A 25142-nucleotide genomic window follows, 5' to 3' on the forward strand; every position below is an offset into this window, starting at 1 on the left:
AAAAATCATCAAAATCTGCAATATCAAATTAGTCAGCTTGGGCAATGGAAAAACCACCTATTTACGATACCAAGTTTATTGCAAGCGCCTAAATACGATGAGCATATTCTAAAAACCATTCATCAAGCCATTATCGATGGCAAAAGGTTAGAAATAAGTTATCTAGCGAAGTGGGCAAATGAGCCTGTTACACGGTGGGTTTATCCAAGGGGATTGATATTTATTGATAATATGATTTACCTAACTGCTTTTTACAAAGTAGAGGAAAGTATATCGACGCCTGAAAAAGTCTACTTAGATGCCAATCGAAATTACGCCATCATACGCATCCAATCCGTACAGATTTTAGAAGAACCAATACCCAATTGGGTGAATGATTTAAGTTTGGAAGAATTAAGTCGAAAGGGCGTGCTTGAAACCCATTTAACGCAGCGAGGAAAGCCAATTATATTAAGGCTTAAAATTAATCATATTGCTGCCCAACATCTGACCGAGCGACCACTGTCAAACGATCAGACGTTAGAAAAGCTGGATGAAAAAAACTTGTTACTTACAGCGACCGTGATGAATACCGTAAGGCTTGAAGATTGGCTAATCAGTATGTCGCATATGTCAGAAGTGCTTGAGCCTGTTAAGCTTAGAGAAATTATTATTGATAGATTAACGCATGGACTGAATCAATACACCAAATAAAATTATCAAATAGTAGTTTTAGATTAAAATCAAAATAATTTCAAATTAGTGATAATTAAAAACCAAATTAGAACTAATTTTATGTTAAGGATTTAAGATTGACATGCTTTTTTATGTCATTTATAAGTATCATCCATAACTACTCAATTTAATCGTAAAGCCAACAAAATATTGGCGAAAAAGCTGCTATTCCTAAAGCAATCTACGTGATCGATGAACTATATGTAGCATAAATATCTCATTTTACGTGACAAATATCAGAGTTTGAAGAAATAAACCGATATTAAATGACTTTAAATACATCGTAAAAAATCCCTGTAACCATTGTAGTTTCAGGGATTTTACCTTAAAGTCATTTAAGGTAATTAGGTGGAATTTTAGCGCCGAAAATTTGCCAAGGTCGGGTTTTTTTAACCCACAGCCAAATCTTTCATACCCCACAGCCAACTAACCACAAAGCAGATTTACTCTGTTTGGTAATCTGAGGCGTGGATAGCGGTGTTTGGCTAATATTGTGAGTAAGCTCGCTCACATTAAGACCGCAGCTGGTCAAAAGCGCGGATAATAATTGATATTTGACTGCATAATTCATGTTTTGGGTATTGGCAATGGTATGGGTAACCATACCGACGACTTCGCCTGTGGGAAGCAGGAGCGGACTGCCACTTGAGCCAGGCTGAATTGGCGCAGTAAACTGCATAAAACGAATATCATTGCCAATGCCTTGTAGCCCTGCGATATTGCCTTGGGTGACTTGTAATTGGCTACCAAGACCTGTTAGCGGAAAACCAAGCGTAGTAATCTGCTCACCCAGCAAATCATAGCCACGTTCTCGCACGGGCAGATAACTTGGTAAAGGCTGATTGACTTTAAGTAACGCTGTATCACTACCTTCATCTGCCAGAACCACTTGGCATTCCATATCGGGATAGCCTTGTTGACGCAGTGCGATTTGCGTTGCCCCGTCCACCACATGCTCACAAGTGAGTAAATGATAGGGGTCAATCGCGAAAGCCGTCCCAGTCCAAGTGTCACCTGGCTGAGGGCGAGGACGTCTGTTGTCTGGTATGGATTGCAAAACGTTGCCTGTCGTCATGTTGTTAGGGTAACGGGCGTCAAGGCTGATTTGCAAACGTTCGGCAAAACTGGCTAAACTTTGACTAGATGTTTCCGCGAGTGCTCGGCATTTATATTGCCCATTACGCTGGTAGATTTCCAGTACAATACTGGCTTTGATATGGCGCTCTGGCGTATGAAACGCATAGTGAATATCGCTAGCGACTTTAATACCCAGGACTTTGATACCCAGATCATTGACTTCCACGGCTGGGGCAATCACACTAGCGTCTTGGTAAGCATACACGATCAGTTGCAGATGCTGGGTTTGATTTTGGGAAAACACATTGGCTAAGTCTAATGTCCAAATATGGCTTTTCTCACTTTCGACTGTCAGCGCTGCCCAATCTTTACTTTCATGCAGATAAGCAGGGCTGGTAGTTGCTCGGCGATTCGCATCCATCGCTATCCAAACGCAGCCCATCTCAACCCCAAAACGACTGGCATTTTGGCTGGTTACTACCACTTGGCAAGGCGTGTGGGGGATAGGCGTATTTGCCCCAAGTACCAAAGTTGGCATCGTGTTTCCTTATTATTTTTTTATTATCCGAATAAAAAAATACCCCATTGACAGCAAATAGGGCATTATTATCTACAATTTAAATTTAGGCATGTGGTGTAATGGCCGGCATCAAATCATGAAAGGTACGACCACTGGCAATTTCACCAATGGCATGCATTTTCCATTCACCATTGTGGCGATAAATCTTTGCTAAAATCAGCGCGGTATGACTGCCTTGAGCTGATAAGTTATACCGAGCCACTTCGCTATTATTGCCGGCATTAACGATACGACAAAACGCACCCGCAACTTTCTCAAACGTTTGACCCGTAAAGCTATTGACGGTAAATACCAGTGACTGTACATGCGCAGGGATACGAGATAAATCGACATTGATGACTTCATCATCGCCATCCCCTGCGCCTGTGCGGTTATCGCCTGTATGAACGATACTACCGTCCTTTGACTGCAGTTGACCAAACCAGATTGCATCGATGGGCTGTTTGCTCGCGTCAAACATAATGCAAGATGCATCCAAATCGATACTATCATTACTACCGCCGCCACCAAATAGACTGCCCAAAAAGCCACCGGATTTTGGGGTGGATGCAACATCCCACCCTAGACCCATTTTGATACGAGTCAGTGCCGTGCCTGCTTCTTTATCGAGAGAGATTTTTTGCCCTTTTTGTAGACTAACCGCCATCTTTATATCCTTTATTTAATGAATTTTTATCATTATTTTAATGGTAAATTGCTGCTTGAAATCCGATTTAGCCAATATTTACGCCATATTGTTGGCACATAGCTGCTAAGCCACCTGCATAGCCTTGACCCACTGCACGAAATTTCCATTCGCCATTGTGTTTATAGACTTCGCCAAATACCATGGCAGTTTCGATGGAATAGTCTTCTGCCAAGTCAAACCGTACTACCTCTGCCCCTGTTTCTTCATTGACCACACGAATGAAGGCATTGGATACTTGACCAAAGTTTTGATTACGGGCTTGGGCGTCGTGGATTGTCACAGTGACAGCAATTTTTTCAATATCGGCTGGTACTTGTGACAGGTTGACTTTAATCACTTCGTCATCACCGTCACCTGCCCCTGAGCGGTTGTCCCCGGTGTGTTCAACTGCGCCGTTGTCAGATTTTAGTTGGTTATAAAAAATAAAGTCATGGTCACCGCGTACTTTGCCCATATTATTAAGCAAAAATACGCTGGCATCTAAGTCAAATTCTGCCCCTGATGTGGCACGCTCATCCCAACCTAGACCAATTAATAACCGTGTTAGGGTAGGATCTGTTTTTGACAGGGATAAGTTACCGCCTTTATTGAGTGAAATAGCCATTTGGCTCTCCTATACTATAGTATGTATTATCCAAATTTATTTGATAATGTTTTTCTCTATCAAATTAAACAATTATCTGTATAAAGTCAAAGTTCTATTAGTTATTTTAACGCTTTAATCATTATATTTTTTTAGAAACTTAAAAATGAATTAAGTAAGAACTTCCTCACAATCTTTTCAATAATAAAGTAAGGAAAGCCAGACTGGTAAATTGAAGGCTCGTATTTAAAAGCGACTTGACTAGTCGCCGTGTGGCGAAAGCTATGGAAAATAAAGGCATGTTCTTCAAGTCAACTATCCCACAGCATTGTTGTTGGTCATTGTTATTTTATTAGCGCAACCAATTAACATGCGAGCATCTTTATAGGGCTAAATACTAACGGTTTAACTGTTGACCCAATTGCATCGCCATCGCGATATTATAGGCAGTTTTTTCAACATTCTGTTTTGCTAAAGCAAGTGCCTCATCAAGCGAGCTTAAAGTTTGAATACTGGGAATCGCTATTGTAAAACCATCGTCTTTCCAATGGCTGTGGGGGTCATCGACTACGCCACAAATGGCGATAACGGGCACATTAACTGCTTTGGCAATTGATAGCACGCCTGATGCCACTTTGCCCATGGACGTTTGAAAATCCATCTTCCCTTCACCGGTGATGACCAAATCTGCTTGCTGAACCATTTGCTCAAGATTACTAAATTCACTTACCAACTGAAACCCGCCAGTGAGTGTCGCCGATAAAAACGTCATTAACGCAAAACCCAAACCGCCTGCGGCACCTGCGCCTGCTTCATTGCGATTATCGGGGAAATTTTGACGGCGGGCAATATTGGCAAAATGGTTAAGTGCATTATCTAAAATAACGATATCGTCTAGCGTCGCCCCTTTTTGCGGGGCATACACATGGCTAGCACCGAGTTTGCCACATAATGGATTGGTCACATCACAGGCGACAGTAATACTAATATCAGCGATTTTATCGCTAACTGCACGGCTATCAATAAACGCCAATGCCGCTAACGCTTTACCACCTTGTGCAAGCTCATGATGCTGTGCATCCAAAAAACGATAGCCCAAGGCCTTTAGCATACCTGTACCTGCATCATTGGTAGCACTGCCACCGATACCCAGGATAATATGTTTTGCGCCTTTATCAATCGCATCAAGTAGCATTTCACCCACGCCATAAGTGGTCGTGATACCTGGGTCTCGCTCTGACTGTGTCAGCAGGTGCAAGCCAGCACAGCTTGCCATCTCGATAATGGCGGTTTGATTGGGCAGTAGCACATAGCTTGCCTCAATCGCGCGCATCAAAGGGTCATGTGCAATGATACGTTGCCATTCGCCAGACAGCGTTTCTTTAAGCGCGGCAGCCGTGCCTTCACCACCATCTGCCATTGGGATTTTAATGAGGTCAGCCTCTTTAAAAACAGTGGTAAATCCTGTCTCAATGGCATCACATACTTCACTGGCAGTGAGACTTTCTTTAAATGAATCTGGGGCAATGACAATTTTCACGGTGCTTTTCCTAAAGTTATTTTATGACAGGGTATGACTTAAAGTAGAATAATCGATAATAACCAGATAAACACCATACTGACGACCCCTTGGATACCTGTAGCGACAGTATGTGCTTTATAGGCTTGTGGTACACTCATACGACTAAACTGACTGACAACCCAAAAATAGCTATCGTTGGCATGTGATACGGTCATCGCGCCTGCCCCAATAGTACAATCATCGGAACATCCTTTTTCCCGTAGTTTCATGAGTTAACTGAGTTTATCCATCACATCAGCTAACTGTAGCAAATATGTACGAAATAATATCAGAACTTTTGACTGACATACCGTATTATTTCTAGAGATGATTTCAAAGTATTGCGATACTTAATTTAACCGTAAAAAGGACTTTGATACGATGAACCAGCAAATAAAAAATCAGCACGACCTTAAACAGTATGAACAAAATTTTCCTTTAAACCTGCCTAGCAGCACCTATCAGATGCTATGTGATAGCGAAGCTCAGTTTAGCGATAAAAAAGCCCTTACCTTTGTGTTAAATGCTACGCAGTATCAAAACAGCACAAGCTATAGCTATGGGGATTTATTGGCATATATACGTCAAACCGCCAATATGCTTTATTCATTGGGCGCGGATAAAAATACGGTCATTGCGATTTTATTGCCAAATTTACCCGAAACCCATTTTTGTATCTGGGGTGGCGAGGCAACGGGTATTATTTTTCCGATTAACCCACTGCTTGAACCTTCTGTGATTGCCGGCTTATTAAATGAAGTCAAAGCCAGGCTACTCATTACGCTTGCGCCATTACCCAATCAAGATAATAAGCCGCAGCTTTGGGACAAGGCGGTCGCGGTTGCCAAGCTTACCCCAAGTTTGCGGCATATCATTGGGGTGACGATGGCTCATCATTTCGCCCATCAACTTAACATAACCTTGCCAGATGCAAGTAAAGAATTTGTACAGCAGTTACCAGAGACGGTCACCTATCATGACTTTTATGCTGGGATTGCCAACCAGCCCAAAGATAGATTAATTAACCCCCGTACCATTGTGCCTGAGGATCTGTCTTCATTCTTTGGAACCGGTGGTACAACTGGCATGCCCAAAATCGCTATGCGTAATCATAAAAATGAAGTCGCCAATGTCTTACAGGCACGGGCATTGTTTGGTGATGACATGCTAAATCAGGGCAATGTCGTGCTGTGCGGACTACCCCTATTTCACGTCAATGCCGTCATGGTTACAGGATTATTACCGTTATCGATGGGGGGTGAAATTTTGCTGGTTTCGCCAGAGGGCTATCGCGGCGATGGGGTGATGGCAAATTTTTGGGCGATTATTGCGCATTATCGCGTGAACTTCTTTAGTGGTGTGCCCACGCTGTTTGCTGGATTATTAAATCTACCAGTTGGCGACCATGATATTGCTAGTTTAAAGCACTGTTTGTGTGGCGCAGCCCCGATGCCGATAGAAGTATTTAAGCAATTTGAAAAACAAACAGGGGTACAAATCATTGAAGCATACGGTATGACGGAAGGCAATTGTGGTAGTTCCGCCAACCCAAGATTTGGGGAGAAGAAAATTGGTTCAATAGGGCTACGCTTCCCGTATCAGCCTATGCAAGTGATGATGCTTGATGATAATGGCAAGTTTGTGCGAGTTGCCAACACAGGTGAGGTGGGTAATATTTGTATTCGCGGCGATAATGTGTTTGTCGGCTATTATTTGGCGCAGCAAAATCAAGGGATTTGGGTAACTGACTCTGACAATCAAACTTGGTTTAATTCCGGCGATTTGGGCTATCAAGATGCAGACGGCTACTTTTTCTTAACGGGTAGAAAAAAGGAGTTAATTATCCGAGGGGGACACAATATTGACCCAAAAATGATCGAAGAGGTGGTCTATCAATATGACGGGGTAGCCGGCTGTGCTGCCATTGGTAAACCTGATAGCTATACAGGCGAGTTACCTGTTTTATTCGTTGCCCCTAAGCCGGGTGTCAACATAGACACTGATAAACTCATGCAATTTTGCCAACAAAATATTGGCGAAAAAGCCGCGATTCCTAAAGCCATCTACGTGATTGATGCATTGCCTTTAACGGCAGTGGGTAAAGTATTTAAACCTGCACTAAAACGTCAAGCGACCGTAATGGCTGTCAATGAGTTATTGCAACAACACCATATCAAGGCTACCGTCAGCAGCAAAGACGACCCTACTTATGGGTTTATTGTGCTAGTGAACCTAGATGGCGATGCGTCATATCAACCACAAGTCAAAACAGTGCTGGATCAATTGGCGATTCATTGGCAGTGGGATGAATAGGTTTTTAAATAATTAAAGCAACTACTAAATTAAGCGATGGTACAAGATAAGCGGTAATATGTATGATTCATAGAAAATGTTAAGAAAACGTTAAATTGAAACGATTTCTATGAATCATACCCATCAACACATATCCTAAAAACTTGTCAAACAACCCTAGCCACTCATCTTCACTCAGCTTGATATTGCCTTCATGGTCGGTGCTTACAATAGATTGAGCAAGTTTGGCGGCAGGGTTCCACCAAGGGTTATAATGAATCACCGTGTCGGCGGCGGTCAGGTTTAGTCTCACGCCGCCTGCTTTTAGGCTAATCAAAAATACAGGCACTTGCCCCGATTGGAATGTCTCAATCGCCTCGCTACGTTTTTGGCTGACATATTATACCAAACCCAATAATTACAGTATTGCTCACGACGAGCAGTGAGGAGTATGGCAGGGGCAGGCGGTTATCGTGAACATGATATTTTGGTTTTAACTGAAACAGGCGCTGACAATATCACAGGCTTCGCCTATGGTCCTGCGCATAACATTATCAGTTAGCTTACTTTAGCATGACTTACTACCAACCAAGGGGAAACTAAATGACAACTTTTGCACTTTCACCCACTGCCGTAGCAATGCAACAACCAGCTGCCGAGCCGTATGTTAAAGATCCTGTGTTACTCAAAAAAGCCGCCAAAGCCAGTTTTATTGGTAACTTTGTCGAGTGGTTTGATTACGCATCGTATGGCTACTTTGCCACTGTCATCGCTAGCGTATTTTTTGCTAAAACCGATCCAACCGTCGCATTGATGTCAACTTATGCAATTTTTGCGCTATCCTTTATTGTCCGTCCGTTTGGGGGTATTTTTTGGGGACATATTGGCGATAAATACGGTCGGAAAACCATGCTGATTATCGCATCTGTGTTGTTTATCGCGTTGACAGTGCCGTTGTTTCATATGCTAAGCCTGGGTGGGTTTTTAACCATTGTTTTGATTCAACTGGTATTCTCGCTGTTATTATCCGTCAATGACGGCACGCTACCGGCTTTTTTAAGCGAGATTTTCCCAGTCGAGGTACGTTATTCAGGTTTTGCTTTCACCTTTAACTCAGCCAATGCGCTACTCGGTGGCACAACCCCCTTGATGGCAACTTGGTTAATGAGTAAAACAGGCAGTCAAATCGCGCCAGCTTGGTTATTGGTGATAGCAAGCGTAATCGCACTGGTAGCAACGGTGATGTATAAAAAATCCGATAGTGTGTCTATTTTAGAAAAAGGTTAGAAAAAGGTTAGAAAAACGTTAAAAAGATGTTAGAAAAATAATTGATTAACCACGGTTATTAATAACCCCATGAAGTTAATTTAAGTTTTTTTCCAAAGTGGTTTTAGCCAACCTTGTTTGCTAGAATCACTTTTTTTATCCCCCATTTTTTAGGAATTGCCAGTGACTCGTAACCCCGCTTTCGCTACCAACCAATCCCCTAACACGCTCAATCATGCGACGATAGGTGGCTTGCAAGTCATTGTGGCGGCTATCTGTTGGGGCACGCTGGGTATCTTTACTACCTATCTACATCAACTGGGTTTTGATAGTGTGCAAATTGCCATTTTAAGAGTGGTGACCGCTGCTATGATGCTACTGATGTTATTGCCATCGTTGTGGACGTCTATTAGGCAGTTATCGGTCGGCGAGATATTACAGTTGAGTTTGCAATCGTTGATTGGTGTGTTAGGCATGACGGTTTGCTATTTTATCGCGGTCAATTTTGTGGGCGCAGGCATTGCGGTATCGTTACTGTATACGGCGCCGATTTTTAGTTTGGTACTGGCGTTTTTTTTATTAAAAGAACCGATAACAAAAAAATCATTTACCTTAGCTTGCATCGCGGTATTAGGCGTGGCATTGACAACGCTGAGTGAGAACTTTACATTGAGTTGGGGGATTGTGTTTGGTCTATTGTCTGGGGTGTGCTATTCACTGTATGGCATTTTAGGAAAAAAAGCCTTACACAAACACTATCCACCAACCTTGGTGTTTTTTAGTTCGGTGGTGATTAGTGCCATGGCTTTATTATTTCTACCGATGACCTATCAAACCTATGCCAAAGCCTTTACCATGCCTGCTATCACTTGGTTGTGGGTGATGGGGCTCAGCCTAGTGGGTACCGTGATTCCGTTTTTTTTGTATATGTCAGCCTTGCACAAACTCCCTGCAACCAAAGCCTCGGTATTCACCGTGTTTGAACCGTTTACCGCGATTGTATTGTCGATCGTATTACTACACCAATCGCTCAATGGCATGCAGTACTCAGGGATGGTATTAATTCTTTTAGCCACCCTCCTAAACTCTATCAAATTGCCCATGCAGCGTCATCGGCAATTGACAGAAGTCGATACTCAAGTCTAATAACAGCCCAAACCGTGTAAACATCCCTGATTTGGGCTTCACCATGTCGTTATCAATGCTCACTGCACCAATGTGGCACAGCCCTTGCATTCTATAAAACCATATATTTTTCATATAGTTAGATAGATATGGCTTGGCACTCAGTCCTTACCTTAGCTTTTGACGCCCAACATGCGGGTGAGCATGCGCGCACCAATTTGGTACAACGCCACCACCAAGGCGCCTTGCGGGTACAAAAAGCCTTGTATCCTGAAAGCGGTGAACAGCAAGGTATTTGTCATGTCATCATGCTGTATCCGCCTGCTGGCATCGCCTTAGGCGATAAACTCGATATTGACATTGGCGTAAAACATCACGCCCACGCCGTGATTACCACGCCCGGGGCAAACAAATGGTACGGCAATTTACCAAGTTACACCGCTAACAAGCAAACCGATGATAGCCCATCAGCCAGAAAAACCCAAGAAACCAACAAAAACCAAGAAACCCAACAAGATTCAAATGGTTATGCTGTTCAAAATGTCACGGTTTATCTACAAGATGACAGCCGTTTTGAATGGCTACCGCAAGAAAACTGTTTTTATAACGCAAGTTTTGCCCATGCCACCAATCAGTTTTTTATCAGCCCAGCTGCCAGTGTTATCGCTTGGGAAATTAACCTGTTAGGGCGAGAGTATCATGGCGAGCGCTACAGTACAGGCGAGATGCGGTTATCAAACCTATTTTGGCGCGTGGATGAGCAGCCCAAATTGCTGCTTGCTGATACCTTACATCACTGTGCCGAACACGATTGGTTTGGCTCAGCCGTGGGTCTCAATAACCATAGCGTCTTTGCGAGCTTATGGGTTGTGCCAAGCGTTGATGCGCAAAAACAGCTGATTGAATGGGTCAAGCAATTACGCTTATTTATCGACCACCATAGCTTGCCTGTCTCTTGCACCCAAACAGGCGAGGTGATGATTATTCGCTATTTGGGGGATGATGTCCGCCAATGTTTTGACAGTTTTGGTGCAGTTCGTGGTGAGATTCGCACTTTAATGTGGCAACAAGACAGTCATTTGCCCCGAATTTGGGCAACCTAATGGCAGTGAAGGTCTAATTTTTAACACTGAAAAAATAATTGGAGTAACCCATGCATTTAACCCCCGCCGAAAAAGATAAATTACTCATTTTTACCGCAGGACTGGTTGCCGAGCGCCGCAAACAACGTGGCTTAAAACTTAACTATCCAGAAGCAATAGCCTATATCAGTATGTTGGTGCTCGAAGGCGCAAGAGAGGGCAAAACAGTGGCACAGTTGATGGGCGAAGGCACCACGTGGCTTAGGGTTGAGGATGTGATGGATGGTATCGCCGAGATGATTGACGATGTGCAAGTGGAAGCCACCTTTCCAGATGGTACCAAACTGGTGACCATTCACCAACCGATTGTGTAATTTAAACAGTATAAGAGGTAAACCATGAAAGTTGGCGAATATAAGCTAAAAGACCAAGCCATTATCCTGAATGAAGGGCGCGCCGTCCAAACTATTTTGGTCAAAAATACCGGCGACAGACCGATTCAAATCGGCTCTCACTACCATTTTGCCGAAGCCAATGACGCACTGGCGTTTGACCGTGACAAGGCGCTTGGGTTTCGCTTAAATATCTTATCGGGTACAGCAGTGCGTTTTGAGCCAGGGCAAGCGCGATCAGTCGAACTGGTCGAGTTTGGTGGCAATAAGGCGATTTTTGGGTTTGCTGGGCGGGTGATGGGGCAAGCCACCGCATCTGTTGATACCGCAAGTTTACCAAAATCACAAAAAACCGTACCTCGCCAAATGTATGCCGAGCATTTTGGCTTAACCGTGGGCGATAAACTGCGTCTTGCTGATACCGAGCTGTGGCTTGAAGTGGAAAAAGACTTTACCAGCTATGGTGAAGAGGTCAAATTTGGTGGTGGCAAAGTGATTCGTGACGGCATGGGGCAAGGGCAACGCCCGTTTGCCGAAGTGGCTGACACCGTGATTACCAACGCGCTTATCTTGGATTATACCGGGATTTATAAAGCCGATGTGGCGATCAAAGACGGCCGAATTTGGGCGATTGGCAAGGCAGGCAACCCCGATATTCAATCCAATGTCACCATCGCCATTGGCGCAAGCACTGAGATTATTGCAGGTGAAGGCAAAATTTTGACCGCGGGCGGGATTGACACCCATATTCACTTTATCGCGCCACAGCAAGCGGAGGTTGCCTTGATGTCTGGGGTAACCACCATGATTGGCGGTGGTTCAGGGCCTGCCCAAGGCACGCTTGCCACCACATGCACCAACGGCAAATACCATATCGAAACCATGCTCAAAGCCCTTGATGATATGCCCATGAACATTGGGCTACTAGGCAAAGGCAATGTCAGCTTGCCGCAGCCGATTGTCGAGCAAATCGAAGCAGGCGTGGTCGGGCTAAAACTGCATGAAGACTGGGGCACCACGCCGCAAGCGATTGATAACTGCTTGAGCGTTGCCGAAGAGTATGATGTGCAAGTGGCGATTCATACCGATACGCTCAACGAAAGTGGCTATCTAGAAAGCACGCTAAACGCCTTTAAAGATCGCTGTATTCACACCTTTCACACCGAAGGCGCAGGCGGCGGGCACGCCCCTGATATTTTGCGGGCGATTGGCGAGCCACATGTGTTGCCGTCGTCGACCAACCCCACGCGTCCGTTTACCATCAACACCATCGATGAGCATCTCGACATGCTGATGGTCTGTCACCATTTGAGCCCTGCGATTGCCGAAGATGTCGCCTTTGCTGAGAGCCGTATCCGCCAAGAAACCATCGCCGCTGAAGACATTTTGCACGATTTGGGGGCAATCTCGATGATGAGTAGCGACTCGCAAGCGATGGGACGGGTGGGCGAGGTGATTATCCGCACTTGGCAAACGGCGGATAAAATGAAACGCCAACGCGGATTTTTAGCACCTGATACAGTGAGCCAAAATGCGTCTAATATTGGGCTTCATGACATCGACCCAGTGACAGAAGATACAGTGACCGAAGATACAGTGACAGAAAATGACAATTTTCGCATTAAACGCTATATCGCCAAGTACACCATTAATCCTGCCATTACCCACGGTATTGCCGAGGAAGTCGGTTCGGTAGAAGTCGGTAAATGGGCGGATTTGGTGCTATGGTCGCCTAAATTCTTTGGGGTGAAACCTGACACGATTTTAAAAGGTGGTAGCATCGCCGCTTACCCGATGGGTGATATCAATGCCTCCATTCCAACCCCGCAGCCGGTGCATTATCGTCCGATGTTTGCAAGCCTTGGCAAAGCCACCCACCAAACCAGTATCACCTTTGTATCCAAAATCGCCTTTGACAACAATATCCAACACAAACTTGGTTTGCAAAAAGTGATTCGCCCTGTGCAGGGTATTCGTAACATTCGCAAAAAAGATATGCGGTTTAATAGCTATTGCCCTGAGATGTCGATCAACCCAGAAACCTATGAAGTACGTGCCGATGGTCAGCTTCTCACTTGCGAGCCGTCGGCTGTGTTGCCAATGGCACAGCGGTATTTCTTATTTTAAATGTGATTTTAGCCATGAATGCCAATGTGATGACTAGAACCGAACAATCTCATCTGTGATGAATGTGGCAGTGAGTTTTTTAACAGTGTATCGCCAATGCAAAATCTTTGCCCAAACTGTTCGCATTGGCTGTACGGGCTTAACAACTGTGAACATCAATTTAAAGAGGGTCGCTGTCAACAATTCGGTTGTCATGGGCAAACTTCTGAGTAGCTAGAAAATTTAACAAAGGATAGTAATGAAAATTTATAATCAACGGGTGCAACAGTTAACTGACCAACAGCAAGCAGATTTGGTCAACCAACAAGCAAACGGGCAGTTTTTGCAGCTCGATTTTGACACGCGCCAGCGGTCACGCTTTCGTGCAACCCTGCAAAATGGTGAAGCGGTCGGTATCGACCTGCCACGCACAGGTACGCTCAAAGATGGGGATGTGGTACAAAATGCGTCAGGCGACATCATACAAATTTTTGCCAAACCGCAAACCCTCACCAAAGTCACCGCCGACAATGCCTTTGAACTGATGCGCGGGGCGTATCATCTGGGCAATCGTCATGTGCCTTTGATGTTGGTTCAGCATGACAATGATTATGCCTTATACTTTGAGCCCGATTATGTGCTTGCCGATATGCTGGTGAAATTAGGCTTAACCGTGAGCGAAGTGGCGCACGCCTTTGAACCCGAAACAGGGGCATATGGGCATGGCGGGCATTCACATGGGCATGATAATCGGTTAAGCCATGCAGATACGCAAAGCACAATCGTCGGCGATTTAACCAAAGCCACGTTTTTTTCATGAAAACAATGACAACAACGTCGCACCTTACACAGAAGACACCGCCACAACAATTGCTTAAGCTGATGATGCTGGCGTCGAGCAATTTGCCGATTGGCAGTTATACTTATTCCCAAGGCGTAGAGTCTGCCATTGAGCAAGGCTTTATCCATGATGAAGCCAGTAGTTTGGCGTTTTTGCAAGCGTATCAACAAGAGGTCTTACTCAATTTTGAACTGCCGCTGATGGCAAGTATGATGCAGTTGTCAGCGCAAAAAAATCACCACAGCTTGGTGGATAGTCTAGCCAATTTTTATGGGGCAAGCCGTGATAGCCATGAGTTTTTATTAGAGAGTCAACAATTGGCGCAGGCATTTTGTGCCTGGCTCGATGGCGTGCTCGACCTTGCGATGCCACAAGATTGGATAGCGCAAGGCTATTTACCGTTATTCGCTCGCTTGGCGTATTTTTGGCAACTGCCGATAGCCGATAGCCTGACGACCTATGCGTTTGCTCAAATGGAAAATCTGACCTTGGCGATTGTCAAAACCTTACCGCTGGGACAAATGGCAGGTCAACGTATTATTTGGCAATTGGGGCAAGCGATGGATGAACCGATTGCCAAGATTTGCCAAACGCAAGCCAGCAAAGTCAAAACGGCATTGACAGCCATCCATCATCAGCAAACGGTTATGGCTAAGCTACAAGACATTGCGCCACAATTTTTACAAGCACAGCAGCATGCCCAAACATTACTGATTTTAATCAAACACTTGCAACTATCAGCGTCTGTACCGTCGTTGGCAGAATTATCCTGTCATCATGAACAACAATATAGTCGTCTGTTTCGTTCCTAAAACCCCTGTCTTTAATATCATTCACAAGGAAAACCTCATGACTGGCTTTACCCAAAAAAACCCAACCCAAGCGCCTCGCTTATCCCCATTACGCCTTGGCATTGGCGGGCCTGTTGGCTCTGGCAAAACCGCTTTGACCTTGAGTCTGTGTCGCCGTCTTAAAGATGTGTACAACATGGCAGTGATTACCAACGATATTTATACCAAAGAAGATTCGGAGTTTTTGACCCGCCACGATGCCATGCCCGCTGAGCGGATTATTGGCGTGGAAACGGGCGGCTGTCCGCACACAGCGATTCGTGAAGATGCGTCGATTAATCTTAATGCCGTGGCCACCTTGCAAAATCGCTTTGATGGTCTTGAGCTGATTATCATTGAGTCGGGCGGTGATAACTTGGCGGCGACCTTTAGCCCAGAGTTGTCGGATTTAACCATTTATGTGATTGATGTGAGTGCAGGCGATAAAATCCCCCGCAAAGGTGGACCCGGGATTACTAAATCAGATTTGCTGATTATCAACAAAACCGACCTTGCACCACTAGTGGGCGCGGATTTGTCGATTATGGACAAAGACGCCAAAAAAATGCGCGGCGATAAGCCGTTTGTGTTTAGCAACATGAAAACTCAAGACGGTTTGGATGACATTATCAAATTTATCCAACAACAGGGCATGCTAAGAGCGCTAGAGATTCCGTCACAGCCGGTCCAACATTTACCAAGCTCAAGCGAAAATATGTAAAAATTGCGATAAAATCAAGGAGGCATAATGAAAACTTTAACCCAAAAAACAACCCAAAAAACGGCGTTGGCAACTGCGCTTTTTAGCCTTTCAAGTGTGGCAGTGGCGCATGTTGGTCATGGTTTAACCCATCATGCAGTCGCAAGTTCGGTAGATTTAATGGCTGCCGTCACCGCAGGACTCATGCATCCTATCTCAGGTCTTGACCACGTGGTGCTTGCGGTTGGCATGGGCATGGTGTTTGCCCGTCACAAAAAACTGGGTTTAGGCTTATTGGTGACGAGCTTACTGTTAGGCTTTGCTTTGGTGCAACTATCTTATGTGGCGATTGGCTCATCGATTATTGAAGGTGCGATTTTGCTATCGGTGGTGTTGACAGCGGTCGCAGTTTTGGCGCAGCGCACCAAGATAGCACAAGCCAATCAAAAAAGCTTTTCACTTATGATGGCGATCAGCTTATTTGGTTTGACGCTATTTCATGGTATGGCGCATGCCGTGGAGATGCCAGTCAGTAGCGTGAGTCAAGGCTTTGGCTTAGGCATGATAACCGCGATGTCCGCCTTGTTTGCCGTGGGTGCAGGGGTGATGAATTGGGTAAAAGCACAAGCCCATGCGCATCCCAAGCTGTCTTGGCTACCTTCAATCATGGCGGCATTGGGCATGGCACTGGTCTTGGCTAACTAGCGATTAACTAGGGATTAACAACATTTTTGATAAAAAGTGCAAGCTGTTTGGCTTGCACTTTTTTTATGCAATAAATTGGGTAATGTGATAAAGACACTGACGATAAAGCGTTGTTTAGCGACAATTAATGCTAGGTGAATGCCATAGGAACACTAGAGCAATGCCAGATGAATGGTAATAGTGCAAAAAACCATTCCCATTCATCAGATTGGTGAAATCGCTAAGGTTGCCAGAGTTTGCCCATTTTTTACCTAGTAGCAGCATTTAGCCAATAGGCGATTGTTTAAAATAAATTTTTTTAAATTTAGTAATTCAACTATTTGATTTAATTTCTAAAATTTTCAAAAATAGCTTTTAACAGGCAGATTGGCACACTAATTGAATTGTCATTATAGTCAGTTAAGACAACCAGCAACCGATAGCCACAGCCTATCCGTTACGCTCTACCTTAAAACGGCAATCCATCTATTTTAGGAGTGACACATGTTAGACAAAAAAACCACCGAGCTAACCACGACTGAGCCTCAATTAAGCCGTCGTGCATTTGGCAGATCCTTGGTTGCCCTAGCGGTAACGGGCAGTATGATGTTGACAGGTTGTTCAAAACCGCAATCATCAAGTGATGCCAAACCAGCCAGTGGCACGTCAACCACTGCTGCCACCGGTAGTGCGCCTGCCCCTAGCAATGGCGATACCATCAAAGTGGGTATCTTGCATTCACTCTCAGGTACCATGGCAATCTCTGAAACATCGCTCAAAGACACCGCGTTGATGGCGATTGACGAAATCAATGCCAAAGGTGGAGTGATGGGCAAAAAACTTGAGCCTGTGGTTGTCGACCCTGCCTCAGACTGGCCATTGTTCGCCGAAAAAACGCGCCAGCTACTGACACAAGACAAAGTCGCGGTTATCTTTGGTTGCTGGACATCGGTTTCTCGTAAGTCTGTGTTGCCTGTGGTTGAAGAATTAAACGGCTTATTATTCTACCCTGTGCAGTACGAAGGACAAGAGCAGTCCAAAAACATCTTTTATACCGGTGCCGCGCCTAACCAGCAAGCCATTCCTGCGGTTGAATACTTGATGTCACCAGAAGGCGGCGGTGCCAAACGCTTTGTGCTATTGGGGACTGACTATGTGTATCCCCGTACCACCAATAAGATTTTACGGGCGTTCTTAAAGTCTAAAGGCGTGGCAGATAGCGACATCATGGAAGAATATACCCCATTTGGCTTTAACAACTACCAAACCATCGTGGGTAATATCAAAAAATTCTCAGCGGGTAAAAAGACCGCCGTTATCTCCACCATCAATGGTGACTCAAACGTCCCCTTCTACCGTGAGCTTGGTAACCAAGGCATCAAAGCGGCGGATATTCCTGTGATGGCGTTTTCTGTGGGCGAAGAAGAACTTCGCGGTATCGACACTACCCCATTAGTCGGACACTTGGCAGCATGGAACTACTTTGAATCGGTCAAAAACCCTGTCAACATCAAGTTTGTGAACGCTTATAAAAAATACGCCATTGACCACAAACTGCCAAATGCCGATAAAGTAGTGACCAATGACCCAATGGAAGCCACCTATGTGGGTATCAATATGTGGAAGCAAGCGGTTGAAAAAGCGGGCTCCACCGATGTGGATAAAGTCCGTGCTGCCATGGCAGGTCAAAGCTTTGCCGCGCCATCGGGCTACACGCTAACCATGGATGCCGAAAATCACCACTTACACAAACCTGTGATGATTGGGCAAATTCGTGCCGATGGTCAGTTTGACGTGGTTTACAAAACCAAAGATGCCATTAAAGCGGAACCTTGGAGTCCTTATATCCCCAAATAAGTATTCCAAAGTAGTTATGACGAAATAAGCCTTTCCAATAAGCTTGAATGAAGTTAACACTCGATGTTGTGACAGCCATACCGCGCATCAATACCCCAGCTGGTATGGCTTATTTTTTTGCCAAAATTTTACGATTTCACCTTTTATTGATTTAAACATTGATCCGTCACCCCACCAAACAGATGGACTAATCATAAAGACTAATCATACAAACTAAGGAGCGACCATCATGCTCAATGGTAATCATTCTCTCGGGCAGTTTTTGCAAAAAAGTAAAAAAATTGTGCTCGGCATGTCGCTAGCGACCACGATGGGCATTGCGTTGCCAAGCGTGAGTAATGCACAGGCAAGTACCGCTTCGGCAACTACGATAACCAGTACAGTAACCACAGCAGCTACAACTACGGCAGCCGCAAGCACGGCAGACACAAACACCGTGCCCAGCGCAGGCGATGATATTCAAAAATTCGTAGCCGCCGATTTTGCGGGGCGTCAAGCCATGCTCAACAACTGGACAGGCACCAGTCAATCCTATGACAAACTGGTCGAGCTGATTAACAAAGACGAGCTGTACCGTGATGATGCCGGCAATGTCTATACTTTAGAAAATACCGACCAACTCTACCACTATCCTGCGCACACCTTGGTAAGCAATTGGCCAAGCGACCTAAACCAAGTCACACTCAATAACGCGCTGCGTTCGGCGTTGACCTTAGGGCAAACCAAAGCCAAACTCAAATCCGACGATGCCAGCGAGCGCCTTAAAGCGGTGGATATCCTAGCCGACAATATCGCCACGCTCGATAAAAAAACCGTTGCCGATATTTATGCCAGTGAAAAAGACAGTACGGTAAAAGCCGCATTGGCGCAACTGCAAGCGCGTATGGATTTGCAATCGGGCGATGAGATGACCCAGATTGCGGCCTTAAAAACCTTGGCGTCCAGTAACAGCCCCGATGTGTTAGCTGATATCGAAGGGATGGCAAAACAAACCAGCCATTCACCTGAGCTCAAGCAAGCCTTACAAACAACCCAAGACAAAGTCAAATCGCGTATCAAAGCCAGTGAGTGGACAGGACACGTGTTTTCTGGCTTGAGCACCGCCAGTATTTTGTTGTTGGCGGCGTTGGGACTTGCTATTACTTACGGTCTATTGGGTGTCATTAACATGGCGCATGGTGAGCTCATTATGATTGGTGCCTATACCACCTATGTGGTGCAAAGTTTTTTTAAGAGCCATTTAGCAGGCTATGTCGATTGGTACATGCTTGCCGCGATTCCGCTGGCGTTTTTGGTGAGCGCCGTTATTGGCATGATTATTGAGCGGGTAGTGATACGTCCGCTATATGGCAGACAGCTAGAAACCTTGCTTGCCACGTTTGGGGTGAGTTTGATTCTGATGCAGTTAGTTCGCATGATTTTTGGGGCACAAAACGTCGAAGTCTCCAATATTTCATGGCTAAGCGGTGCTGTTGCTTTGACCCCAAGCTTGATGCTGCCATACAACCGTATTGCGATTATCGGTTTTACCATTATCGTATTGCTGTTATTGGTGTTTTTACTCAAATACACCCGCTTTGGTCTGTTTGTACGTGCTGTGACCCAAAACCGACAAATGGCGCGTGCGGTGGGTATTCGCTCGGCGCGTGTCGATATGATGGCGTTTGGGCTCGGCTCTGGCTTGGCAGGTTTGGCAGGCTGTGCTTTGGCGCAAGTGGGCAACGTCGGTCCTGATTTGGGGCAAAACTACATCATCGATGCTTTCTTGGTGGTGGTGGTCGGCGGTGTCGGTCAAATTTGGGGGGCAGTACTGGCCGCCTTGGGTCTAGGGGTGAGTGGCACCGTGCTTGAGATTGGCATGGGTGCGGTGATTGCCAAAATCATTTTGTTGGTACTGGTGGTGCTATTTATCCAAAAACGCCCACAAGGTCTGTTTGCCCTTAAAGGTCGCTTTGTCGAGTAATCATTGGAGAGTGAAAGAATGCGTATTTTACAATTATTTGCAGATAAACCAGTGAGTCGCTTGGCAATTATGGGCTGTTTTGCGGTGTTGATGGTATTGCCTTGGTTGCATTTGCTGCCTGCCGATTCGGCGCTGCATTTATCCGCTTATTGGGTCACTTTGATTGGCAAAATCATGTGTCTGGCGATGGTTGCTTTGGCACTGGATTTGGTATGGGGCTATGCGGGGATTTTGAGCCTTGGGCATGGCTTGTATTTTGCCCTGGGCGGCTATGCGATGGGTATGTATCTGATGCGCCAAGCATCAGGCAACAGCTTGCCGGAGTTTATGCGGTTTTTGAGCTGGGATAAAATGCCTTGGTTTTGGGCTGGCACAGACAACTTTGCTTGGGCGGCGATATTGGTGGTGCTGGTGCCGGCAGTGGTAGCTTTTATATTTGGGTTTTTTGCCTTTCGCTCAAAAATCAAAGACGTGTATTTCTCGATTATCACCCAAGCCATGGTGTTTGCCGCGTCACTCTTATTTTTCCGTAACGAAACTGGGTTTGGCGGTAACAACGGTTTTACCGGGTTTAAAACCATCTTGGGCATGGACATCGCTGCTCCCATGACGCGCACCTTGCTATGTTTTGCCACAGCATTCGTGCTGATGCTTGCCTACCTTGGCTTGCGTTACTTGATGCACAAGCCGTATGGTCGCGTACTGGGCGCCGTGCGTGATAGCGAAAACCGTTTGCAATACCTTGGCTATCGTACCCTATGGTACAAGCTATCTGCGTGGGTGTTATCGGCGATTATCGCAGGGATTGCTGGCGCGTTGTATGTGCCACAAGTGGGCATTATCAACCCCAGTGAGATGAACCCTGTCAACTCGATTGAAATGGCGGTCTGGGTCGCTACAGGTGGACGCGGCACGCTGATTGGGGCGATATTGGGCGCAGGTGTGGTCAATGCGGTGAAAACTTACTTTACCGTAGCATATCCCGAAGCTTGGTTATTGATTTTGGGCGGGTTGTTTGTGGTCGTCACCTTGTTTTTACCCAAAGGCATTATTGGTCTACTGGACAAAATCACGCATGGCAAAAAAACGGTCGAGCCAAGCGTAAAAAATATGGAAACAAATCAAGAAACAAACATGGAAGCAAAAAAAGAATCTTAGGCGACAGGGGCTTCAGGGGCGGCAGCGGCGTCATGCTGACCGCCTGCAACCCAGTAGTTAGTTTGATTATACCCGATGACTAATACCCCATAAACACCCCATTAATAACACATCAAAGAGTCTGTTATGAATACAAACGATAATAATATCAATGACTTTGCTGAGAGCAACTACGGACGGCTAAAGTCACCAGAAGCGGATTTTAGCAAAGGCATTGCCCTATATATGGAAGATGTCAGCGTGTGGTTTGATAAATTCCGCGCCTTAAACAACTTATCCTTGTACATCAAAGAAGGCGAGCTGCGTTGTATCATCGGACCTAACGGTGCGGGTAAAACCACGCTGATGGACGTGATTACCGGTAAAACTCGCCCCACGGAAGGGTCAGTGTATTTTGGACAAACCCACAATCTTGCCAGCATGACCACCGAGCAAATTGCCGAAGCTGGCATTGGGCGAAAATTTCAAAAACCCACGGTGTTTGAAAATTTTACTGTCATGGAGAACCTACTGCTTGCCGCACCCAAAGACAAGCGGGTCAAAAAAAGCCTGTTTAGCAAACTTGATCCGGATGCCCAAAATGCCCTCGATCAGACTTTAGCGACGATTCGCTTGGGCGAGTTTGTCAATAAACCGGCAGGATTGTTGTCGCACGGGCAAAAACAATGGCTGGAGATTGGGATGCTACTGATGCAGCGCCCTAAGCTGATTTTGCTCGATGAGCCAGTGGCAGGCATGACGGACGCCGAAACCGAACGCACCGCCGAGCTATGTTTGGAGCTCAAAAAAGACCATACCTTGGTGGTGGTTGAGCATGACATGAGCTTTATTGACACCATCAGTGAGCAAGTGACGGTATTGGCGCAAGGGGCGATTTTGGCAGAAGGAACGCTTGCTGAAGTACAAGCCAACGACGATGTCATCGAAAAATATCTAGGGCGATAGGGGATAGCGATGTTAGAAGTAAACACAATCAATCAATATTATGGCGGTAGTCATATTTTGCGCGATGTCAGTTTGACCGCGCCTGTGGGTGAGTGTTCTGTGATACTCGGTCGCAATGGCGTGGGTAAAACCACACTGTTAAAGTGCCTGATGGGGGTTTTACCGATTAAATCGGGTCAAATTTTGCTAGATGGCAAAGACATCAGCAAATTATCGCCCGAAAACCGCGTGCGCGCAGGCATGGCGTATGTGCCACAAGGGCGAGATATTTTTTCAACCTTAACCGTAGAAGAAAATATCTTGATTGGCATGGCAAAGTTTAAAGGCAGTAAAGCCAAAAAAGTCCCAAGCCATTTGTATGAGATTTTTCCTGTGCTCGATGAAATGAGCCAGCGCCGGGGCGGTGACTTGTCAGGCGGTCAACAACAACAATTAGCGATAGCCAGGGCGCTCGCTTCTGAGCCACGGGTGCTGATTTTGGACGAGCCAACCGAAGGGATTCAGCCATCGATTATCAAAGATATCGGGCGGGTGATTCGTCGCTTGGCTGACCAAGGCGATATGGCGATTATTTTGGTCGAGCAGTTTTATGACTTTGCCGAAGAACTTGCCGACAACTATACGGTTATGGCACGGGGGCAAGTCATTGCCCAAGGCATGGGCGGTGATATGCCAGAAAAAGGCATCAGAGAGCTAGTGGCAATTTAGTAAATAGCAAAAGCTTGCGTGAGTTAGCTTTTAGCCAGATGACTGTCATCTGGCTAAAAATTTGCTGATAAAAATTGATTGATTAAAGAGTGCGATTACGCCCCATCAACGCTTACATTACTTCTGACTAATCATTTTTGAATTAGTCACTTTCGATTAATTACTTTGGACTAGTCATGGCTTCAGGTTTGACCCATTCATCAAATTGGGCGTCAGTCAATAAACCGAGTTCAACGGCAACTTGTTTTAAGGTTTTATTTTCTTTATAAGCAGTTTTGGCAATTTTTGCTGCATTTTCATAGCCGACATGGCGATTGAGCGCGGTGACTAACATCAATGAGTTGTGTAGGAAATAATCAATTTTTTCTGTCACAGGCTCGATACCTACCGCGCAATGGTCATTGAAGCTGTCACAAGTATCGGCCAGTAAGCGAATCGATTGCAGCAGGTTGTAGCCGATGACTGGCATAAACACATTGAGTTCAAAATTGCCCGATGCCCCCGCCATATTGATGGTGACATCGTTACCCATCACTTGCGCCACGACCATCGTCATGGCTTCAGACTGGGTTGGATTGACTTTACCTGGCATGATGGAGGAGCCTGGCTCATTTTCAGGGATTTTAAGCTCACCAATCCCACATCTAGGACCTGAAGCCAGCCAGCGCACATCATTGGCAATTTTATTAAGGCTTGCTGCCAAAGTTTTTAGGGCACCTGAGGCAAAAACTTCAGCGTCTCTAGCCGCTAACGCTTCAAATTTATTGGGGGCAGTGACAAAAGGCACATCGGTTAACACAGCTAAGGTTTGCGCGACCTGCTCGGCATAGTCAGGGTGAGCGTTTAATCCGGTACCGACTGCCGTACCGCCTAAAGGCAGTTCATACAGACCTTGTAGCGCGGCATCTAGACGAATGAGCGCATGATCTAACTGACTGACATAGCCGCTAAACTCCTGTCCTAGCGTCAAAGGCGTGGCGTCTTGCAGATGGGTACGTCCGATTTTTACAATGCCAGCAAACTGCTCAGCTTTGCTTGCTAAGGTGTCACGCAGTTTTTGCACCGCAGGGATAAGCAGATAGACAATCTGACGCGCCGCCGCTACCCGAATCGCGGTGGGAAAGCTGTCATTGGTAGACTGGCCATGGTTGACATCGTCATTGGGATGAATTGGCTGATAACGACCTTTGCCTTGACCGGCAAGTTCATTGGCGCGGTTGGCAATCACTTCATTCATATTCATGTTTGACTGGGTGCCAGAGCCTGTCTGCCAAACCACCAAAGGAAATTGGTCACGCAGTGCCCCGTTGATGATTTCATCGGCGGCCTGCACGATAAGGTCACGTTTGTCATCACTAATACGCCCTAATTTGGCATTGGTGATGGCGGCGGCTTTTTTGACCAGTGCCATGGCTTCAATCAGCGGCTGTGGCAAGGTTTCGCCACCGATTTTAAAGTTATTGCGGCTACGCTCGGTTTGCGCGCCCCAGTAGGCATCTATAGGGACGTTGACAGCGCCCATGGTGTCTTTTTCGCTGCGAAATTGCTGGGTATCGGTTTGGTTGTCGGTTGTCATTATTGTTCTCTTTTTTAGTGAATTTTTTGATTCTCTCATTATCAAAGCGGCTTGTTATCGCCAGTTATGCACCAAAGCACAGGGTAAAGTTTAACAGAGTTATCGACCATAGAAGTTTGAGAATATGTGTCGTTTGTTATCTTTGTTAAAGTAAGCGGTAAAATGACGGGTGATAACGAAAGATAGTTAACATTTTATTGCGATATGTTGTTGAGCAATCGTTTACTATGAACGAAATTTTGCCAGCGTCGGTAGATTTTTTGGCCTTTCGATACGCTTTGGGTTGCTATCTAGCACTGTATAAATTTACCTAGCGGGTAGGTAGCAAAAAAATAATTAAAATAGCCATCGTTATCATTATCATCATTAAGCATTTATCATTAAGAAGCAATTATCATTAAGCAAATTTGACGG

21 protein-coding genes and 3 pseudogenes are annotated in these 25142 nt (G+C 45.5%); 16 read left to right on the top strand and 8 right to left on the bottom strand.

Annotated elements, in window-relative coordinates:
• The coding region (locus RTR63_RS05500) for a helix-turn-helix transcriptional regulator (RefSeq protein WP_312523136.1) at window positions 1–693 on the top strand (693 nt) is incomplete at its 5' end.
• 430 nt (window positions 694–1123) lie between these two features.
• On the opposite strand, the gene RTR63_RS05505 is transcribed toward RTR63_RS05500, so the two are convergent.
• The 6 genes and pseudogenes from RTR63_RS05505 to RTR63_RS05525 form a co-directional block, all read right to left on the bottom strand.
• Window positions 1124–2329, bottom strand: a complete 1206-nt coding sequence (locus RTR63_RS05505; RefSeq protein WP_312523137.1) for a S1 family peptidase — start codon at window positions 2327–2329, stop codon at window positions 1124–1126.
• An 85-nt stretch (window positions 2330–2414) separates the two neighbouring features.
• On the bottom strand, window positions 2415–3017 hold the full coding sequence (locus RTR63_RS05510) for a TerD family protein (protein WP_095355471.1): 603 nt from the start codon (window positions 3015–3017) through the stop codon (window positions 2415–2417).
• Window positions 3018–3084: 67 nt separating this feature from the next.
• The gene (locus RTR63_RS05515) at window positions 3085–3663 is read right to left on the bottom strand and encodes a TerD family protein (RefSeq protein ID WP_188875545.1); all 579 of its coding nucleotides are present in this window, start codon (window positions 3661–3663) and stop codon (window positions 3085–3087) included.
• A gap of 166 nt (window positions 3664–3829) precedes the next feature.
• A pseudogene (locus RTR63_RS11810) lies at window positions 3830–3913 on the bottom strand (IS5/IS1182 family transposase); the annotation flags it as partial.
• 126 nt (window positions 3914–4039) lie between these two features.
• Window positions 4040–5182 (bottom strand): glycerate kinase, encoded by a 1143-nt coding sequence (locus RTR63_RS05520; RefSeq protein ID WP_312523138.1) that lies wholly within the window; start codon window positions 5180–5182, stop codon window positions 4040–4042.
• Between the two features lie 38 nt (window positions 5183–5220).
• Complete coding sequence (locus RTR63_RS05525; RefSeq protein WP_159676802.1) at window positions 5221–5433, bottom strand: GntT/GntP/DsdX family permease; 213 nt, start codon at window positions 5431–5433, stop codon at window positions 5221–5223.
• Between the two features lie 151 nt (window positions 5434–5584).
• Here RTR63_RS05525 and RTR63_RS05530 point away from each other — a divergent pair, with 151 nt between their 5' ends.
• A complete protein-coding gene (locus RTR63_RS05530) occupies window positions 5585–7516 on the top strand; it encodes an acyl-CoA synthetase (RefSeq protein ID WP_312523139.1) in 1932 nt (643 codons plus the stop codon).
• 139 nt (window positions 7517–7655) lie between these two features.
• Here the strand turns inward: RTR63_RS05530 and RTR63_RS05535 are convergent.
• Window positions 7656–7889: pseudogene (locus RTR63_RS05535) on the bottom strand (helicase-related protein); the annotation flags it as partial.
• 245 nt (window positions 7890–8134) lie between these two features.
• Between RTR63_RS05535 and RTR63_RS05540 the strand changes: the two are divergent.
• The 14 genes and pseudogenes from RTR63_RS05540 (at window position 8135) to urtE (ending at window position 23152) form a co-directional block, all read left to right on the top strand.
• Entirely contained in the window at window positions 8135–8782 is a 648-nt protein-coding gene (locus RTR63_RS05540) for an MFS transporter (protein WP_312523172.1), read from the top strand.
• Between the two features lie 162 nt (window positions 8783–8944).
• Window positions 8945–9907: a DMT family transporter gene (locus tag RTR63_RS05545; RefSeq protein WP_312523140.1), complete on the top strand. Its 963-nt coding sequence runs from the start codon at window positions 8945–8947 to the stop codon at window positions 9905–9907.
• Between the two features lie 128 nt (window positions 9908–10035).
• Window positions 10036–10989, top strand: coding sequence for an urease accessory protein UreD (locus tag RTR63_RS05550; protein WP_312523142.1), 954 nt, complete (start codon window positions 10036–10038; stop codon window positions 10987–10989).
• A 50-nt stretch (window positions 10990–11039) separates the two neighbouring features.
• Window positions 11040–11342 (top strand): urease subunit gamma, encoded by a 303-nt coding sequence (gene ureA, locus RTR63_RS05555; RefSeq protein ID WP_060995978.1) that lies wholly within the window; start codon window positions 11040–11042, stop codon window positions 11340–11342.
• 24 nt (window positions 11343–11366) lie between these two features.
• Window positions 11367–13487, top strand: a complete 2121-nt coding sequence (gene ureC, locus RTR63_RS05560) for an urease subunit alpha (protein WP_312523144.1) — start codon at window positions 11367–11369, stop codon at window positions 13485–13487.
• 238 nt (window positions 13488–13725) lie between these two features.
• Window positions 13726–14286: an urease accessory protein UreE gene (ureE, locus tag RTR63_RS05565; RefSeq protein WP_312523145.1), complete on the top strand. Its 561-nt coding sequence runs from the start codon at window positions 13726–13728 to the stop codon at window positions 14284–14286.
• The gene (locus tag RTR63_RS05570) at window positions 14283–15119 is read left to right on the top strand and encodes an urease accessory protein UreF (RefSeq protein ID WP_312523146.1); all 837 of its coding nucleotides are present in this window, start codon (window positions 14283–14285) and stop codon (window positions 15117–15119) included. Before ureE ends, RTR63_RS05570 begins: the two co-directional genes overlap by 4 nt.
• 37 nt (window positions 15120–15156) lie before the next feature.
• Window positions 15157–15858, top strand: coding sequence for an urease accessory protein UreG (gene ureG, locus RTR63_RS05575; RefSeq protein ID WP_312523147.1), 702 nt, complete (start codon window positions 15157–15159; stop codon window positions 15856–15858).
• Window positions 15859–15885: 27 nt separating this feature from the next.
• Window positions 15886–16542, top strand: coding sequence for a HupE/UreJ family protein (locus RTR63_RS05580; RefSeq protein WP_312523149.1), 657 nt, complete (start codon window positions 15886–15888; stop codon window positions 16540–16542).
• A 582-nt stretch (window positions 16543–17124) separates the two neighbouring features.
• On the top strand, window positions 17125–18378 hold the full coding sequence (gene urtA, locus RTR63_RS05585; protein ID WP_060996033.1) for an urea ABC transporter substrate-binding protein: 1254 nt from the start codon (window positions 17125–17127) through the stop codon (window positions 18376–18378).
• A gap of 292 nt (window positions 18379–18670) precedes the next feature.
• A complete protein-coding gene (gene urtB, locus RTR63_RS05590) occupies window positions 18671–20341 on the top strand; it encodes an urea ABC transporter permease subunit UrtB (RefSeq protein ID WP_257619769.1) in 1671 nt (556 codons plus the stop codon).
• Between the two features lie 18 nt (window positions 20342–20359).
• Window positions 20360–21409, top strand: a pseudogene (urtC, locus tag RTR63_RS05595) (urea ABC transporter permease subunit UrtC); the annotation flags it as partial.
• A gap of 216 nt (window positions 21410–21625) precedes the next feature.
• Window positions 21626–22444, top strand: a complete 819-nt coding sequence (urtD, locus tag RTR63_RS05600) for an urea ABC transporter ATP-binding protein UrtD (RefSeq protein WP_076774723.1) — start codon at window positions 21626–21628, stop codon at window positions 22442–22444.
• A gap of 9 nt (window positions 22445–22453) precedes the next feature.
• Window positions 22454–23152, top strand: coding sequence for an urea ABC transporter ATP-binding subunit UrtE (urtE, locus tag RTR63_RS05605; protein ID WP_309595336.1), 699 nt, complete (start codon window positions 22454–22456; stop codon window positions 23150–23152).
• A gap of 160 nt (window positions 23153–23312) precedes the next feature.
• Here urtE and fumC read toward each other — a convergent pair whose 3' ends face one another.
• Window positions 23313–24728 carry a class II fumarate hydratase gene (fumC, locus tag RTR63_RS05610; RefSeq protein WP_312523153.1) on the bottom strand — a complete coding sequence of 472 codons (1416 nt, stop codon included), beginning with the start codon at window positions 24726–24728 and terminating at the stop codon, window positions 23313–23315.
• Window positions 24729–25142: the final 414 nt, after the last annotated feature.

It is taken from the genome of Moraxella sp. CTOTU47724 (assembly GCF_032014955.1).
GTDB classification, from domain to species: domain Bacteria; phylum Pseudomonadota; class Gammaproteobacteria; order Pseudomonadales; family Moraxellaceae; genus Faucicola; species Faucicola tetraodonis.

What these genes read in the sequence shown, in the direction of transcription:
- RTR63_RS05505 (WP_312523137.1), bottom strand. Translation starts at nt 2,329, where the DNA reads ATGCCAACTTTGGTACTTGGGGCAAATACGCCTATCCCCCACACGCCT.
- urtB (WP_257619769.1), top strand. Translation starts at nt 18,671, where the DNA reads ATGTCGCTAGCGACCACGATGGGCATTGCGTTGCCAAGCGTGAGTAAT.
- RTR63_RS05515 (WP_188875545.1), bottom strand. Translation starts at nt 3,663, where the DNA reads ATGGCTATTTCACTCAATAAAGGCGGTAACTTATCCCTGTCAAAAACA.
- ureA (WP_060995978.1), top strand. Translation starts at nt 11,040, where the DNA reads ATGCATTTAACCCCCGCCGAAAAAGATAAATTACTCATTTTTACCGCA.
- urtD (WP_076774723.1), top strand. Translation starts at nt 21,626, where the DNA reads ATGAATACAAACGATAATAATATCAATGACTTTGCTGAGAGCAACTAC.
- ureC (WP_312523144.1), top strand. Translation starts at nt 11,367, where the DNA reads ATGAAAGTTGGCGAATATAAGCTAAAAGACCAAGCCATTATCCTGAAT.
- ureE (WP_312523145.1), top strand. Translation starts at nt 13,726, where the DNA reads ATGAAAATTTATAATCAACGGGTGCAACAGTTAACTGACCAACAGCAA.
- ureG (WP_312523147.1), top strand. Translation starts at nt 15,157, where the DNA reads ATGACTGGCTTTACCCAAAAAAACCCAACCCAAGCGCCTCGCTTATCC.
- urtE (WP_309595336.1), top strand. Translation starts at nt 22,454, where the DNA reads ATGTTAGAAGTAAACACAATCAATCAATATTATGGCGGTAGTCATATT.
- RTR63_RS05540 (WP_312523172.1), top strand. Translation starts at nt 8,135, where the DNA reads ATGCAACAACCAGCTGCCGAGCCGTATGTTAAAGATCCTGTGTTACTC.
- fumC (WP_312523153.1), bottom strand. Translation starts at nt 24,728, where the DNA reads ATGACAACCGACAACCAAACCGATACCCAGCAATTTCGCAGCGAAAAA.
- RTR63_RS05580 (WP_312523149.1), top strand. Translation starts at nt 15,886, where the DNA reads ATGAAAACTTTAACCCAAAAAACAACCCAAAAAACGGCGTTGGCAACT.
- urtA (WP_060996033.1), top strand. Translation starts at nt 17,125, where the DNA reads ATGATGTTGACAGGTTGTTCAAAACCGCAATCATCAAGTGATGCCAAA.
- RTR63_RS05570 (WP_312523146.1), top strand. Translation starts at nt 14,283, where the DNA reads ATGAAAACAATGACAACAACGTCGCACCTTACACAGAAGACACCGCCA.
- RTR63_RS05530 (WP_312523139.1), top strand. Translation starts at nt 5,585, where the DNA reads ATGAACCAGCAAATAAAAAATCAGCACGACCTTAAACAGTATGAACAA.
- RTR63_RS05550 (WP_312523142.1), top strand. Translation starts at nt 10,036, where the DNA reads ATGGCTTGGCACTCAGTCCTTACCTTAGCTTTTGACGCCCAACATGCG.
- RTR63_RS05510 (WP_095355471.1), bottom strand. Translation starts at nt 3,017, where the DNA reads ATGGCGGTTAGTCTACAAAAAGGGCAAAAAATCTCTCTCGATAAAGAA.
- RTR63_RS05525 (WP_159676802.1), bottom strand. Translation starts at nt 5,433, where the DNA reads ATGAAACTACGGGAAAAAGGATGTTCCGATGATTGTACTATTGGGGCA.